This window comes from Flavobacterium sp., from assembly GCF_049240005.1.
Classification (GTDB): Bacteria; Bacteroidota; Bacteroidia; order Flavobacteriales; family Flavobacteriaceae; genus Flavobacterium.
In genome coordinates this window covers 1-15,172 of the sequence record NZ_JBMLTK010000075.1, presented here as the reverse complement: position 1 = coordinate 15,172, position 15,172 = coordinate 1, and the positions used below count along the sequence as shown (strand labels likewise).

15 protein-coding genes are annotated in these 15,172 nt (G+C 41.2%); 4 read left to right on the top strand and 11 right to left on the bottom strand.

What is annotated here, in order from left to right; translation table 11 throughout:
- Nucleotides 1–62: 62 nt before the first annotated feature.
- The 7 genes from ACOVQQ_RS08270 to ACOVQQ_RS08240 form a co-directional block, all read right to left on the bottom strand.
- Complete coding sequence (locus tag ACOVQQ_RS08270; protein ID WP_421817782.1) at nt 63–713, bottom strand: hypothetical protein; 651 nt, start codon at nt 711–713, stop codon at nt 63–65.
- 80 nt (nt 714–793) lie between these two features.
- Complete coding sequence (locus tag ACOVQQ_RS08265; protein ID WP_421817781.1) at nt 794–1,003, bottom strand: hypothetical protein; 210 nt, start codon at nt 1,001–1,003, stop codon at nt 794–796.
- Entirely contained in the window at nt 1,000–1,764 is a 765-nt protein-coding gene (locus tag ACOVQQ_RS08260; protein WP_421817780.1) for an HNH endonuclease, read from the bottom strand. Before ACOVQQ_RS08260 ends, ACOVQQ_RS08265 begins: the two co-directional genes overlap by 4 nt.
- Nucleotides 1,754–2,101, bottom strand: a complete 348-nt coding sequence (locus ACOVQQ_RS08255) for a hypothetical protein (RefSeq protein ID WP_421817779.1) — start codon at nt 2,099–2,101, stop codon at nt 1,754–1,756. Before ACOVQQ_RS08255 ends, ACOVQQ_RS08260 begins: the two co-directional genes overlap by 11 nt.
- A gap of 350 nt (nt 2,102–2,451) precedes the next feature.
- Complete coding sequence (locus ACOVQQ_RS08250; protein WP_421817778.1) at nt 2,452–3,165, bottom strand: 3'-5' exonuclease; 714 nt, start codon at nt 3,163–3,165, stop codon at nt 2,452–2,454.
- A 1,358-nt stretch (nt 3,166–4,523) separates the two neighbouring features.
- A complete protein-coding gene (locus ACOVQQ_RS08245; RefSeq protein ID WP_421817777.1) occupies nt 4,524–5,219 on the bottom strand; it encodes an ABC transporter ATP-binding protein in 696 nt (231 codons plus the stop codon).
- A 4-nt stretch (nt 5,220–5,223) separates the two neighbouring features.
- Complete coding sequence (locus ACOVQQ_RS08240) at nt 5,224–6,696, bottom strand: DUF5687 family protein (protein WP_421817776.1); 1,473 nt, start codon at nt 6,694–6,696, stop codon at nt 5,224–5,226.
- Nucleotides 6,697–6,862: 166 nt separating this feature from the next.
- Here ACOVQQ_RS08240 and ACOVQQ_RS08235 point away from each other — a divergent pair, with 166 nt between their 5' ends.
- Nucleotides 6,863–7,909, top strand: coding sequence for a 2Fe-2S iron-sulfur cluster-binding protein (locus ACOVQQ_RS08235; RefSeq protein ID WP_421817775.1), 1,047 nt, complete (start codon nt 6,863–6,865; stop codon nt 7,907–7,909).
- 774 nt (nt 7,910–8,683) lie between these two features.
- Here ACOVQQ_RS08235 and ACOVQQ_RS08230 read toward each other — a convergent pair.
- Both ACOVQQ_RS08230 and ACOVQQ_RS08225 read right to left on the bottom strand, forming a co-directional pair.
- The gene (locus ACOVQQ_RS08230; RefSeq protein WP_421817774.1) at nt 8,684–9,697 is read right to left on the bottom strand and encodes a glycosyltransferase family 9 protein; all 1,014 of its coding nucleotides are present in this window, start codon (nt 9,695–9,697) and stop codon (nt 8,684–8,686) included.
- Nucleotides 9,698–9,700: 3 nt separating this feature from the next.
- The gene (locus ACOVQQ_RS08225) at nt 9,701–10,306 is read right to left on the bottom strand and encodes a DUF4254 domain-containing protein (RefSeq protein ID WP_421817773.1); all 606 of its coding nucleotides are present in this window, start codon (nt 10,304–10,306) and stop codon (nt 9,701–9,703) included.
- 77 nt (nt 10,307–10,383) lie between these two features.
- Between ACOVQQ_RS08225 and upp the strand changes: the two genes are divergently transcribed.
- Nucleotides 10,384–11,037, top strand: a complete 654-nt coding sequence (gene upp, locus ACOVQQ_RS08220) for a uracil phosphoribosyltransferase (protein ID WP_298144685.1) — start codon at nt 10,384–10,386, stop codon at nt 11,035–11,037.
- A 7-nt stretch (nt 11,038–11,044) separates the two neighbouring features.
- Here upp and ACOVQQ_RS08215 read toward each other — a convergent pair whose 3' ends face one another.
- The gene (locus tag ACOVQQ_RS08215; RefSeq protein ID WP_421817772.1) at nt 11,045–11,968 is read right to left on the bottom strand and encodes a DUF6427 family protein; all 924 of its coding nucleotides are present in this window, start codon (nt 11,966–11,968) and stop codon (nt 11,045–11,047) included.
- A gap of 47 nt (nt 11,969–12,015) precedes the next feature.
- Here ACOVQQ_RS08215 and ACOVQQ_RS08210 point away from each other — a divergent pair, with 47 nt between their 5' ends.
- Nucleotides 12,016–12,246 (top strand): DUF6341 family protein, encoded by a 231-nt coding sequence (locus ACOVQQ_RS08210; RefSeq protein WP_094485793.1) that lies wholly within the window; start codon nt 12,016–12,018, stop codon nt 12,244–12,246.
- 17 nt (nt 12,247–12,263) lie between these two features.
- Here ACOVQQ_RS08210 and purD read toward each other — a convergent pair whose 3' ends face one another.
- Nucleotides 12,264–13,538 carry a phosphoribosylamine--glycine ligase gene (gene purD, locus ACOVQQ_RS08205; protein ID WP_421817771.1) on the bottom strand — a complete coding sequence of 425 codons (1,275 nt, stop codon included), beginning with the start codon at nt 13,536–13,538 and terminating at the stop codon, nt 12,264–12,266.
- Between the two features lie 95 nt (nt 13,539–13,633).
- Between purD and ACOVQQ_RS08200 the strand changes: the two genes are divergently transcribed.
- The gene (locus tag ACOVQQ_RS08200; RefSeq protein ID WP_421817770.1) at nt 13,634–14,944 is read left to right on the top strand and encodes a phenylacetate--CoA ligase family protein; all 1,311 of its coding nucleotides are present in this window, start codon (nt 13,634–13,636) and stop codon (nt 14,942–14,944) included.
- Nucleotides 14,945–15,172 lie beyond the last annotated feature (228 nt).

Genomic DNA, 15,172 nt, shown 5'->3' with positions numbered 1-15,172 from the left:
GCTCGGAGTAAATCCGGGCTTTTTTGGTTTAGAACTTTAAGTAGTTGTTTTTTGGCTAATCCCTATTCGAAATCAATTATTCGCCGCATTTGATCTAAGGTACTCAAGCTTATTGCGTTAGAAAAATGAGTGTGTATTCTAATGTTTTCGTGTCTTAACACGTCAACACTAATTTTCGGTGTGGTTTCTATTTTCTGAACCGCTTTAAAAATTTGTTTTTGTTTTAAGATTAGTCGTAAATCTGTTATTATTCCTGGCGAAACGAAAACTATTTTAGTTTTATCTTCAAAGTAACTTTCTAATTTCAATAGATGTTTCTGATTGTCGTTCGACATTAAATAAGAAAGAAAAGATTTACGGTTTGAACCCGACATACCTGTCGTAGGGAAAGGCAATAATTCTACAAAAGATATGTTTTTTGCATACTCTGAAGTTAGCTTCATATTACTAAACATTCTGTGGAAACGCTTTCCATCACCTTTATAATCAGGCAATAAAAAGGGGTGATGAACTCCTTTGCTTTCCCAAAAAGCTACGCCATCTTGAAGATAGCTTTCAATTTGAGGAAATGAGGACTGCTGCTCTACGTTAGCTGCCCAATTAGGGTCGCGACCAACAAAAATAAATTTAGCTGTTTCTGGATTTGCTCCTTGAAATGATTTGTGAGCATAGAGCTCATTTAATCGTTGAGATGGATGCCTTTGGTAGGTCATGAGCTCGATAGAAATTAATTTTGGTTTAAATAGTGTTTACTAATTGTAATGTAAAGGCCAACAAAACCTTCTTTATGTTTTTACCTTTTAACCATTTCAAGTTCAGGAATATAAAAATCTATCCAACCTAGTGCCTCATTTAGACCTTTAATAAATGCTTGCTTTTCTTCTACTGAATTAAACTGATATTGTTTTACGTTCAGCTCTGTCTCTTCTTTAGTAAATGGCTCGTTGTTGCTAAATTTTAGTACTTGCTCTTTGCCAAAGATTACTTCTAAGTTGTATTTCATTTTATGAATATATTCTGATAGTGATAATCTAAAAACGCTCTTGAAGGAAGGAACTTGTCTGGCAACGTAATTTTATGATTTTTAAACTTTAAGAAAAAATCTTTCACTGCCTCTTCTTTCTCAAACTCCAAAATGGCATCCGATATCTTAACGACGAAATCTGGGCTTATGGTTATAAAACCTTTATCGAATGCCTTATCATGAATGGAATTTAAGCAAATTCCGTTTCTAGGATTCATTCTTTCTTCAACATTTTTTGACCAAGGAATAATATGACTTGCAACAAGAAAATCTGGAATTGACAGACCCGAAATGCAGCATTTAAAATAGTATGAAGATAAAACTGTTAATCTGAAGAAACTTTGATTTACTCTTTGCTTTACCAAAACTTGTCGATCAAGACCTTCTTTCACATCTTCAATATCTAGTCCCGTTGATTGTTCTATTGTTTTTTGGGAAAACTTTGCGATTAACAACTCGCTCTCGTATGCAAGCTTATCCCAATTTCCATGGAATTCATTCCAGACAACTTCCTCAAGTTTACTTCCGTGAGAAAGTCCAACAATACCCTGTTGCTTTAACTCAGGATCAAGTCTACCAAAATTGCCAACTTTCATATTTAGTGCTGAAGGACTTCGACCTAAAATGTTAGCATATTTAATTATTGTTGCATTTGACTTACTGCTTGCTTTAAAAGGTATCTTGCAGTAAACATTAAATGCAACTATCGTCTCTTCCATCGTCCAAGGATTACTCTTCATCTCTACCGATTATTTGAATTTTATTTTCTCGCAATAAATGATAGAAATTCCTGTACGCTTCGTCTTTGAGTTGGGTTTCGACTTCCGCAATCTCGGCTTGTATTTCGGCATTACTGTAAAACGTTTTTTCATTCAGTAGTACAGGTGTTACTTGTTGATTTTCAAGAACCATACATAAATCATTGATATAAGCTATTCGTTCATCCGATTGATAGTCGTCAAGAAACCAAATTAAAAAACCCTCTAGATCATTTTCAGGATCCGGAAGTTTTGCAATTTCTGCGTTTCTGAAAAAATCGCCAGGATGAACGCGATACTTAAATAGAACTTCGCTCATGATTATGATGTTATTTGCGACTAAAAGCCAATGATCTTGAAAGAAATGATTATCTATACTAAACCCGCATCCAATTTACTCAAAAATCAAACGCTCTGTAAATTTTTATAAAAAACAGTTGTTGGGCTATTTGAAAAATAATTACTACGCACAATTTCCCCCCATCGCACATTCGCTCATAAATGTTCGGTGCGTTACGTATGGCGGCGAAAATCCTGCCACGAGCGGCCGTTGCCGAGTGGCACCCCGATAGCGATCTGGGGAAGTGAAAAGCCCGGCCCGCTCCAACCTCACTTGTTGTAAGGATGAAGAGCGGGCAACGCCCAAATAAATTAGCTACTAGCTACTGTTTAAAACTTTAGAATTTCGTCGAGATCTAAAAGGGGTTCGTTGCGCAGACGCAGCAGTACTTGAGCGCAGGCAACAACATCTTTCTCGCAGTAGAGAATGATGCGGTCGATGTCGTTTTCGCGGTAAAAAACGTTGGCTACATCGGCTCCGGAAATGTCGTCTTTGCTGCTCGGAATGCCTAAAACGGCTGTTAGCAATTTAAGCGACGTATAGTGTTTAAAATCGCCGAATTTCCACAACTCAAGCGTATCGATGTGGGCAATTTCCCAAGGTTTCTTTCCAAAAAACTGCAACTTCTCGGGAAGTTTTATGCCGTTGATCAGGAAACGCCGACACAAAAACGGTAAATCGAACTCCTTGATGTTGTGTCCGCAAAACACAAATTGCGCCGACTCGTAATTTTGCGACAAATGGTTGGCGAATTCCTTTAACAACTTTGGCTCCTCGCCGTAAAACGAGGTTACGCGAAAATTCCGAACATCGCGACGTACGGCAAACTGTCCGAGCGAAATGCAAACCACTTTGCCAAACTCGGCCCAAATGCCGGCTTTGTGGTAAAAAGCTGCCGCGGTCTCATCTTCCTTGCGCTGGTAACGGGTTTTTTCTTCGAAAAGTTCTTGGGATTCGGTATCGAGCTGAGAAAAATCGGCCGCTAAGGGAACCGTCTCGATATCAATAAATAACAAATGCGATACATTAATTTTTTCTATCATGGCGTGTATATTTAAAGAGTAAAAGTAAGGATTTTTTTTGGAGAAGCTAGAAGCTAGAATCGAGAAGTTAGACTTCCCGACGTTCACCATTTTACGTTTCATGATCCCAACTAACCCACGTGTCGTTGGTGCCTGAGCTTGTCGAAGGCGGCGGGTTGGAGGTGGCATTGTGGACATTGTGAAAAACTTTGAGAAACATTGTGCTCCCTCGGCGCCTGAGCCTGTCGAAGGATGGTGCCTGAGCTTGTCGAAGGCAACCGCAAAGGACGCGAAGATTTACGCAAATGTCGCAAAGAGTTTTTTAAGTATTAAGATTGGTGTATTAAGTATTAAGACTTCTTGACGTTCACCACTTTACATATCGTTTTGTCCCGCCCGAATCCACGAATCGTTGGTGCCTGAGCTTGTCGAAGGCTTTTTTAGAAGCTAGAAGCTAGACACGAGAAGCTAGACTTCGATGAATTCACCACTTTACGTATCATTTTCCCACCCGAACCCACGAATCGTTGGTGCCTGAGCTTGTCGAAGGCTAGTGCATTTTTTTGTTGGCTTGACACGTTCTGTGTTTTCATCAACAGTTCTACTTTCCGAAATAATCTGTGAACTTCGGTGTGTTCTGTGCGCTATAAAAGCTGGTGCCTGAACGGGTCGAAGGCTTTTTTAGAAGCTAGAAAATAGAAGCTAGTCCCGATAGCTATCGGGATAGACTTTTTGACGTTCACCATTTTACGTTTCATGATCCCAACTAACCCACGAATCGTTGGTGCCTGAGCTTGTCGAAGGCTAGTGTATTTTTTTGTTGGCTTGACACGTTCTGTGTTTTCCTCAACAGTTCTACATTCCGAAATAATCTGTGAACTTCGGTGTGTTCTGTGCGCTATAAAAGCTGGTGCCTGAACGGGTCGAAGGCTTTTTTAGAAGCTAGAAAATAGAAGCTAGTCCCGATAGCTATCGGGATAGACTTTTTGACGTTCACCATTTTACGTTTCATGATCCCAACTAACCCACGAATCGTTGGTGCCTGAGCTTGTCGAAGGCTAGTGTATTTTTTTGTTGGCTTGACACGTTCTGTGTTTTCCTCAACCGTTCTACTTTCCGAAATAATCTGCGAGCTTCGGTGCTTTCTGTGCGCTATAAAAGCTGGTGCTTGAGCTTGTCGAAGGTGGCACGAAACATATTCCAACGAAAACACGCAACTCAACCCACTTATACCGCTCAAAAACTGTCGCACAAACATATTCCTAGAATCGCAGCATATCGTGATACTGAAGGCTCAGATAAAGCCTGCTCAGCCAAGCAAAAATGGCGTGCGTTGATTTTGTATTCCGAAATTAACTGCGCTAGTTTCTCTTCGAAATTTAAACCGCAAAGAACGCTTCGAGCTCTTTCAGCGTTTCTTCGCTGGTGCGGATGTCTTTTACAATTTCTCCTTTGCTTAAAGCTACAATGCGGTTAGAAACCTCTACCGTGTGGTTCAAATCATGACTCGAAACCAAAACAGTAATGTTCGGATCGGCAGCTAGTTCGCCAATGATTTTCTTCAAGCGAAACTGCGTCGTTGGATCTAAATTTGCAAACGGCTCGTCGAGCACCACAACTTCCGGATTTCCAATCAAGGTTCCGATAATCCCGACTTTTTTCTGATTTCCTTTGCTAAAATCGCGGATGTACTTTTTGCTGTTCAAAATTTCGTCGTTAAAAAACTCGCTGTATTTTGCCAGTGTTTGGTCGACATCCGATTTATTCTGCCCGCGCAATTCTCCGATAAAGTAAAAGTATTCCTCGGGGGTCAAGTAGCCAATCAAAAAGCTTTCGTCGAGAAATGAAGCGGTTTTGGTTTTCCATTGTTCGCTAACATTTACTTGAATGTCTTTTATAGAAACACTACCCGTTGTAGGCTGAATCAAATCGAGCAATAAACTAAAGAAGGTGGTTTTTCCAGCGCCGTTATTTCCAACCAAGCCAAAGCTTTCGCCTCTCGGGATTTCAAGTGAAGGAATGTTTAAAACCGTTGTTGCTCCGTATTTTTTGGTAAGATTATTTACTGAAATCATAGTTTTAGTTTTTTTCTTTATAAGCTGCTAGCGTAGCGTATTTTTCTGTTTTATAAGTTTTTACAATCAAGTTGAACATTTTGTCGCGGAACAGGAATCCAATAATTCCTAAAAGCGCCACAAGTGCTATACCTTCGTAGGTTCCTAGCAGAACTTTTCCCGTCATGAAAACAGCCATCGGAAGTAAAAACTGTGGCAGCGAAATAAGTAAGGTTTTAACATTAAACGCTTTGCGATCGCCAAAAGCGCCTTTCGCCGAAGTTAAGTCGATTGGTGTCTTCGTGTATGCGCCGCCCCAAAGCACCAAGTACGAGTTTACTCCGATGTTGTAAATAGCGGCTGCAACGACAATGAGATAAATTTCCAATCCAAAAAACAAGTAAAAAGATCCCAAAACGGTTGCCACCAGCGTACCAATAACCATAAGCCACCATTTTGAACTGATGTAATCGCGATACGGCACGTTTTGCGTCATCATCAACGGATAATACGCACTGTCCCAACTCGGAACAAACTGTCCGAACGAAATCAAAAATCCGCCACTCACAAATATTCCCGCAAACATGTGCATCGCCGGATTGTCGTAAGCGTCGATCGCTCCATTAAAGAACAGCAAACCGTAAAACAAAAACAAAATACTCATGGTTGCTGTTGTTTTTGAACGTTTGTTTCTACGAATCATGCGAATGTCGTTCTTCAAAAAGCTTCCCAAGGTTCCGTATTTATTTAACCACGTATAATTTTCGGTTTGTGCAACCGCAATTTCTTTCTTCAAACCAACATCCAAATACAGTTGTCCAAGCAGATATTTATAGGTCATGTAATACACACCAACAACTAAAGCCACAGGAACTATCACTGTAAGCGGTTGGTCGAACAAAGCATAGAAAATAGGCTTGGTGTAAATGGTGATATCAAACAACCCAAAATACTGCGAAGCGGCAATAGAACCTAAAAGCGTGATAAACGTGTAAAACAATCCGTCTTTATTAGCAATGAGAATGTTTAGGTAGTTGTTGAAGTAAATCAACGCTGTCATCGCCACAAACCAAAGCGTTACCGATAGCGGATCGTATCCTTGCGTATACAACACTATGGTAAACGGCAAGAAGAAGAAGTAATGAAAGACGTTGAAGTACGAAATCGAGGTTTTGGCCAGTGAAAAATGCACCACATACGAACGCGTAACGGGCAATATCAGCATGGGGCGAATGTTCATTACGGGCAATTTCTGCAGCATCTGCCTAAAAACTAAATCCATCAAGAAATAGTAAATCAGAAACTGAGATACCACAACAACAGGATCTTGATTGGTTACGTCTTTAATGATAAAGAACGAACCGATACCCAAAATCAAGAAACAACCACCAAAATATAAGGCTGCAAGACCTATTAAAATTTTAATTGCTATTTTCTGAGTAAATGCTGCCGAACGAAAAAAGCTCTTCCATTCCAGCCATAAAATCTTTTTATACATAGTTTACCGCTTGATTTGGTTGTTAGATGGCAATCTCGAAACTTTGTTACAAGAAGGCGATTCTAAAAGTAAAATATTTTCGCTTAACGCAAAAAGAAGCCGCCACCTAACGTACAATTTTTTTTAATCCATACTCCGTTCCGCTATCTTTGCGCAAAATTTTTTTATGTCAAGCTTTTTTAAACTCCATATAAAAGAAGTGAAACGCGAAACCGATTCTTGCGTTTCCATTGTCTTTACAATTCCAGAGCCGCTGCAACAGCATTACCAGTATGTTTCTGGACAATACGTAAATCTAAAACTCACACTCGACGGTCAGGAAATTCGCCGCGCGTACTCCATTTGCTCGTCGCCTAACGAAAACGAATTACGTATTGCCGTAAAAGCCGTTAAGCACGGAGTTTTTTCAAATTTCGCCAACCAACAACTCAAAGCCGGTAGCGTAATCGAAGTTAGCGCGCCCGAAGGTCGTTTTGTGGTAAATGCCGAAAAACCTGCGCACAACATAGCGGCTTTTGCTGCTGGAAGCGGAATTACACCGGTAATGTCTATTCTAAAATCGGTTTTAGCATCCGATCCGAACAGCACGTTTTTATTGGTTTACGGAAATAAAAGTCCGCAACAAACCATTTTTTACCAGCAGTTGCACGATTTGCAACAACAGTACGTAGGCCGATTACTCGTGCAGTTTGTTTTTAGTGAAGCCAAACAAGACGGCGCGCTTTTCGGACGTATAGATCGGTCGGTCGTTAACTACACCCTTAAAAACAAATACAAAGACATTGCATTCGATTCGTTCTTTCTCTGCGGTCCCGAAGGCATGATCAACACCGTTGCAGGCGCACTAAAAGAAGCCAACGTGCCCGAAAGCAAAATAAAGTTTGAGTTGTTCTCCACTTCGAGCTCGGAAACCGACCTTAAAATAGCCGACGGTCATACCACCATTACCGTTACCGTAGACGACGAGACGAGCACCTTCGAAATGTCGCGCAAACAATCGGTACTCGATGCCGCTTTGAAACACGGACTCGACGCGCCCTATTCATGCCAAGGCGGAATTTGCAGCAGCTGTTTAGCCCGAATTACCGAAGGAACCGCCGAAATGAAAAAAAATACCATTTTGACCGACGGCGAAATAGCCGACGGCCTCATCCTCACCTGCCAGGCACATCCAACCTCGGCAGTCCTAAAAATCGATTACGACGACGTTTAGTCGACACCGTCAAGCCGCTTTTCACAGAGCGGCTTTTTTATTTTTTGGGCGTTCCGGCGGCACACGTTTCGTGGAAATTCTTAGCCGCCGTCGGGCTGTGCGTTTCAATCTGTTTTGCGCCATAAATGGAAACGCAAAACAGGATTTCCACTGCCATCCCTAACGCAAAATCGTGCTCGAACGTTAGTGAATGAGAATTGTAAGTGCCAGTAATTTAATTGATACTCTGTTTTAACAAAATGTTGATTTACAGGTTTTTGTTCGAGGTAATATTGCAATATTACGTTTAAATTTTCGCAAAACCACATTGCTCCATTGGCAAAAAAATCTGTGGATTTCTGTGGTTTCTGCGAGAAAATACAGCACGCAGAAATCACGGAAATCACAGAATTGTTGCCTGAAAAAAGCCTGAATTAAGTTCTTTGATTTAATAAGTAAGTTATTGATTAAATACGGTTTACGCGAGGTAATATTGCAATATTACGTTTGAGTTTTCGCAAAGCCGAAGCGCTTCATTTTCATCAAAAATCTGTGGATTTCTGTGGTTTCTGCGAGAAAATACAGCACGCAGAAATCACGGAAATCACAGAATTGTTGCCTGAAAAAAGCCTGAATTAAGTTCTTTGATTTAATAAGTAAGTTATTGATTAAATACGTTTTACACGTCGTAATATTGCAATATTACGTTTAAATTTTCGCAAAGCCACATTGCTCCATTGGCAAAAAAATCTGTGGATTTCTGTGGTTTCTGCAAGAAAAAAGCAATCAAAGAAACTAAGAAAGGAACTGCAACAAACGTTCAACTATTTTTTCCGGCGCGATACTGTCAATGGCGCGGGCATAGTCTGGAGGATATTTGTTTCCGTATATCGAAGTCGGAATTTTCGGGAAACGCTTCAAATCGGCGGTTAGTTGATTATCGTCGGTTTGTAAAAACGGTTTAAAACCCGCAGTAGGATGCGTAACACCCCAAAGCGTAACCACTGGAACGCCGTACAACGCTGCTAGATGTCCGTTTGCCGAATCCATACTCAACATAACATCCAAACAACTGATAAGAGCCAATTCGTCACGAAAAGACAAGGCACCCGCAGCAATACGAATCCGATTTTCATCCGCTTTTATTTCTTGCAAAACCGCTAATTCCGATTTGCTACCAAAAAGAATCACCTCTGCAGCCGACAGCTCAAGAACTCCTCGAATAACCGATTTTAGCAAATCCAAATCGTACACTTTAGAAGCGTGTTGCGCGAACGGAGCGATACCTATTTTTTCTCTAGTGGAAGCAAATTCTTCGGGAATAAGGCGCTTCGGCAAAGGTTTTAATGCCGCGAATGCAACGCTAAAATTCAATTGCTGTAAAACCTCAAGCTGCCTATCAAAAACGCTTGGAATAGCAAACCGGCCGTTTCCAGCGGTAAGTTTTCGTTTTAACACACGTGCTTTATCGATCGCTGCGGTTTGGATTCCGCTTCCCGTAAGGAAAAAACGAAGCAGTTTCGATCGAAACACTTGATGAAAATCTGCAAAATGCGTTATCTCTAAAGCGCGAAGCTTCCTTTGTAACTTCCACAATCCGAGAATGTTTCCATCTCTTTTTTTATCGAATGCAATAAAATTACAATTCGGAATTTCTTGGAAAAGTGGTTCGGCAAAAGCAATGCTAATAACACTAATACGTAAATCGGGATATTTCTCGCGAACGGCATTAATCGCCGGCACACACATAGCGATATCGCCCAAAGCCGAAATTCGGAAAAAGGCAATATGCGGCACGGTCGATTTCAATTTTTATTTCTTGGCTTGGTAAAGAACCGGGTTCAAGTCGTCGTCGTTGTACATTTTCATTTGCTTGTACACTTTCATGAACTTTTTACCTTGTTCGATATCGGAAAGTAAGTCGTCGATTGCGGTCGACAAGTCGGTGCGTTGCTCCAACAAAACATTGAGTTTTTCCTGACACTTGGCACGGTGTTCCGCGCTAGCATCAGCACGCTCGGCTTCTTCACGCATGTGGAAAATTTTCAAAGCTAGAATAGACAAACGATCAAACGCCCACGCCGGACTCTCACTGTTAATTTTAGCATCGCTGTTCGGACTCACGTGTGCGTATTTTTGAAGAAAGTAACTGTCAATGTACTCTACAACGTCGGTTCTTTCTTGATTGGAAGCATCAATCTTGCGTTTCAAAACCAAAGCAGCTACAGGATCAATTTGCGGATCGCGAATGATGTCTTCATAATGCCACTGTACCGTGTCAATCCAATTTTTCATGTACAATAAATGTTCGAACTGATCTTTCGGATACGGATTGGAAATCGGCTGATCTACGCTGTCGTATTTGTGGTAATCGGCGATACTTTGTTCGAATACTGCATTAGCTAGTTTTGAAAACATAGGTTCAAGGATTTAAAGTGCAAAGATACTTTTTATACTTTTATCCGCGCAGAAATTAGCTTGCGCAGATAAAGCTTATGAAAATCCGAAATTTATCCGAACAGAATTCTGTTTTACATCAATTTATGAGCGAGTTACGCGCCGTAGATGTGCAAACCGACCGCATGCGTTTTCGCAAAAACATAGAGCGTATCGGAACTTTATTGGCGTTCGAAATTTCGAAATCACTCGAATACGTACCGAATACTGTACTCACACCCTTGGGCGAAAAACACAGTTTCCGCTTGGCAAAACCTGTCGTAATCGCGAGTATTTTGCGGGCTGGGATTCCGTTACATGCAGGCTTACTCGACGTATTCGACCAAGCGGAAAGCGGTTTCATTTCAGCGTATCGCGCTTACAGTGAAGATCACGGTTCGTTCGAAATTAAAGTAGAATATCAAGCCATTCCTGACTTGAACAACAAAATTTTGATTCTTGCCGATCCGATGTTGGCAACCGGACGCTCACTGCTTGCTTGCTGCGAAAAGTTACTCGAAGAAATGAAACCTGCCGAATTACATATTGCCGCGGTAATTGCTGCGCCGGAAGGAATCGACTATCTGCAAAAGCATTTGCCCGAAAATACGACACTTTGGATTGGCGAAATAGATGAGGCGTTAAACGCTCAGAATTACATCGTGCCTGGCTTAGGCGATGCCGGCGATTTAGCCTTTGGCCCTAAACTCTAGTTTTTAGTTATAACTGCCAAAAAAAGAAGGTAACTGCCGAGATAACTAACAGCCACACGGCAATTTCTTTAATCCATTTACCGGTCATTTCTTCAACAAAACTCGCCGTCATTACCGCAAGAGGAAATACGGTAAACAGCAGTAAATCGTTTGCTTTTGCTGTTGAAAAAACGAAAATTAAACCGCCAATACAAAACGAAAAAAGTACTTTTTTGTAGGCGGCGTGTAGAATAAGGGGTTTTCCGCTCAACGACAAAAGCTGGGCTAAAAACAAAATGCAAGCAAAGGCCGTAAAAGCTGAAAGTGCTGCATTTTGAGAAACTTCCTGAAAATAATCAAACGATAAATCGACTACCGCATTTGTGTAGAAGTAAGAAATCGGATTGAAATCGCTGAAATAATGAACCATTCCCGCGAAAATCAACGCGGTAATTACTCCGAAGTACGGCAAAATCCAATTCCGGTAATCGCGCGATACGTGCAGTACAATCGATACAAAAACGATAAACAAATAGAGTGCACACCAAAACTGAAACAAAGCCGCTACGCTTATCCACAAAGCGGCATCGAAGATTTTCTCCTTCGGAGCCAGCAACGATTGCATGGAAATAAGTCGGCGCAAGGCAAGAAGTATAAAAAAATGGGCAATTAAAATATTGAGATCGCGCAGAGCTTCGGGAATAAACAACACGAAAACAGCCGCAAATAAAATGGGAAATGTATTTTCCTTGCTTACACTGTTTCTTTTAGTTATAAAGTTGATCAACAGCAAACTAAGCAACCAGAGAATACTGCAACTTATTTGTTGTATCACAGCACTAACTTCAATTTTCGCATCTGCCTGAAAAGCCATGATCGAGCTGCCCAAAGCCAAACAAGCAACAATCAAATAATTGAGCGGTCTCGATTTGCTAAAAAGTGTTGTAATCATTAAAGTATTTTATACTTTTGCTTGGTAAATATAACATATAGACACAGATGAAAGCATTTTGGGAAGGGATTCAAACGTTTTTTGTTGATTTTCTATTTGTTCCACTTGATGGCCTTAGAAGTTTAGAGCTTAGCTACTGGAGTTTGGCAAACATCATAAACTGGATTTTTATGGCTATTTGCGTTCGTTACACGTATTACTGGATTAAGCAGTTGCAGTTGCACAAAGCAAACAACGAAGAAAATCAAGATACTACTGCACACTCGTTCTTGAAATAAAAACGAATCGGTAAAGATTACAACAAATCCTTACCGATATCCGTTCTATAATACATCTTATCAAAATGAAGTTTTTCGACGTTTTGATAAGATTTTTTTATGGCCTCAGGCAAATCATCAGCCAACGCCGTTACTGCTAAAACCCGACCGCCATTGGTAAGCACTTTCTCGTCGTGGAGTGCAGTGCCTGCATGAAACGCCAGCGCCTCCGTTATTTTATCGATTCCGGATATTTCAAACCCTTTATCGTAAGCTTCCGGATAGCCTCCTGCAACGGTCATTACAGTTACCGCGGTGCGCGAATCTACTTGTAGTTCGTAATTTTCCAAAGTCTGGGTCGATACCGCCTGAAATAGTTCCACCAAATCAGAGCTAATTCTGGGCAACACAACTTCAGTTTCCGGATCGCCCATACGTACGTTATATTCAATAACAAACGGATTTCCACCCACATTTATCAATCCGATGAAAACAAACCCGCGATACACAATACCGTCTGAATTTAAACCCGCAACCGTTGGTTTTACGATGCGTTCCACGATTTTCGATTCTAGCTCAGCATCGATAAACGAAACCGGCGAAACAGCTCCCATACCGCCTGTATTTAAACCCGTGTCGCCCACACCAATCCGCTTGTAATCCTTCGCAAAAGGTAAAATTTTAAACGATTTTCCGTCGGTTACTACAAAACAACTCATTTCGATTCCGTCGAGAAATTCCTCGATAACCACTTTTGCACTTGCAGCTCCAAACTTACTGTCGAGCAACATACTGCGCAGTTCTGCTTTGGCATCGTTTAAATTCTCGAGGATCACCACACCTTTCCCAGCGGCAAGTCCGTCGGCTTTTAAAACGTAAGGCGGCAACATTCCTTCCAAAAATGAGAGTCCGTTGTCGATGGTTTCCGCAGTAAAACTTCCGTACTGCGCGGTCGGAATCTGATGCTTTTGCAGAAATTTCTTAGCAAATTCCTTACTTCCTTCGAGTTGCGCGCCGTTTTGCGACGGCCCAATCACGGCAATGTGTTTTAGAGAATCGTTTTCCAAAAAGTAATCGTAAACGCCTTTAACCAGCGGATCTTCTGGTCCGACAACCAGCATTTTTACGTCGTTTTCCAAACAGAATCTTGCTATTTTTGGAAAATCGGTTGGAGCAATCGCAACGTTTTCGGCACAGCTAGCAGTTCCTGCATTTCCCGGCGCCACAAATAATTTGCTGCAATGTTTTGATTGTGTGATTTTGTATGCGAAAGCATGCTCTCTTCCGCCAGAACCCAATAGTAAAATGTTCATGTTGTTGTGTTTCGTAGTCGCGCAAAAGTACTGCGTTTTTAGAAAAATGCGACAGCTAAATCCGATTTGATTACTTTTGATACAAACAAAAACACGTGATCGGTTTAGCTGATTTATCGCTCGAATGGCTGGGTTTTCCTTTGCAGAAGGCACAAAAAGATTTGCAACAATTTGAGCGCGAACTCACTGAAAATGCCGCGGAATACCAACGCAAAAAAGCTTCGGAAATACTGGAATTTCATCTTAAAAACAATTCGTACTACCAAAAGCTTTTCGAAAAAGCTCGTGCAAAAAGTTTTCAAGACGCGCCAATTCTTACAAAAACCGATTTTCAACAGCCTTTGGCCAATCGTTTGAGTGCAGGATTCACGGCCAAAAACGTGTACGTTAACAAAACCAGCGGCTCAAGTGGCGAACCTTTTATTTTTGCCAAAGACAAGTATTGTCACGCACTAACTTGGGCATACATTAAACAGCAATTCGGCGCGCACGGAATCGATTTTAACCGCGATTTACAGGCACGCTTTTACGGAATTCCGTTAGAAGGTTTGCCCAAATTAAAAGAAGAAGTCAAAGATTTTTTAATGCACCGTCGCCGGTTTCCGGTTTTCGATTTGTCGGATAAAGTGCTGGAAACCTATTTGGCACGATTTCGGAAGTCGGCTTTTGCGTATTTAAACGGATACACCTCGTCTTTGCTGTTGTTTGCAAAGTTCTTAGCGAAGAAAGGTGTGGTTTTAAAAGACGTTTGTTCGACCTTGAAAGCGGTATTTACGACTTCGGAAATGCTTTTTGAAAGCGATCGGCAGTTTATGGAACGTGCTTTTGGCGTTCCGATTGTGAACGAATACGGCGCAAGCGAGCTGGATTTAATTGCGTTTGAAAATCCGTCGGGGGTTTGGAAAATCAACCAAGCTACTTTATTGGTCGAAATTTTGAATGAACGCAACGAGGTTTTGCCTTACGGCGAAGCGGGAAAAATTGTAATTACTGCCCTATACAACCGTGCACATCCGTTTATTCGCTATGATATTGGGGATAACGGTATTTTGGATTTCGACCAACAAACGCAAACCCTATTTTTGAAACGGCTTACGGGTCGCACGAACGACATTGCGGTTTTGCCCAGCGGAAAAACTACGCCCGGACTCACGTTTTATTACGTCACCAAAAGTATTATTCAAGATCAAGCCAAAGTAAAGGAATTTGTGATTAAGCAAACGACTGTGGATAGTTTTACCATTGAATACGTTGCCAGCGAGCCGCTGTCTGAAACCGAAAAATCAGAAATCATTGCTGCAAACGAGCGCTATCTGGAATCGGGTTTACATTTTACTTTCGTGCAAAAAACTGCTCTAGAACGTTCGCGCAGTGGAAAATTGAAACAGTTTTCGGTTGCGTTTTAATTAGAGATATCGTTCCGTTTTAAAAAAGATAGGGGTAAAAAGGATTAAGATTTGATTATTAAGACGACGATTAATTCACCACTTAACATATCGTTTTGCCAAACCGAACCCACCGCCGTCGGTGCCTGAGCTTGTCGAAGGCTAACTGCAAAGATTTTTTAGTATTAAGATTGGAGTCCCGATAGCTATCGGGAAAGACGTCGCGACGTCCACCATTTTACGTATCGT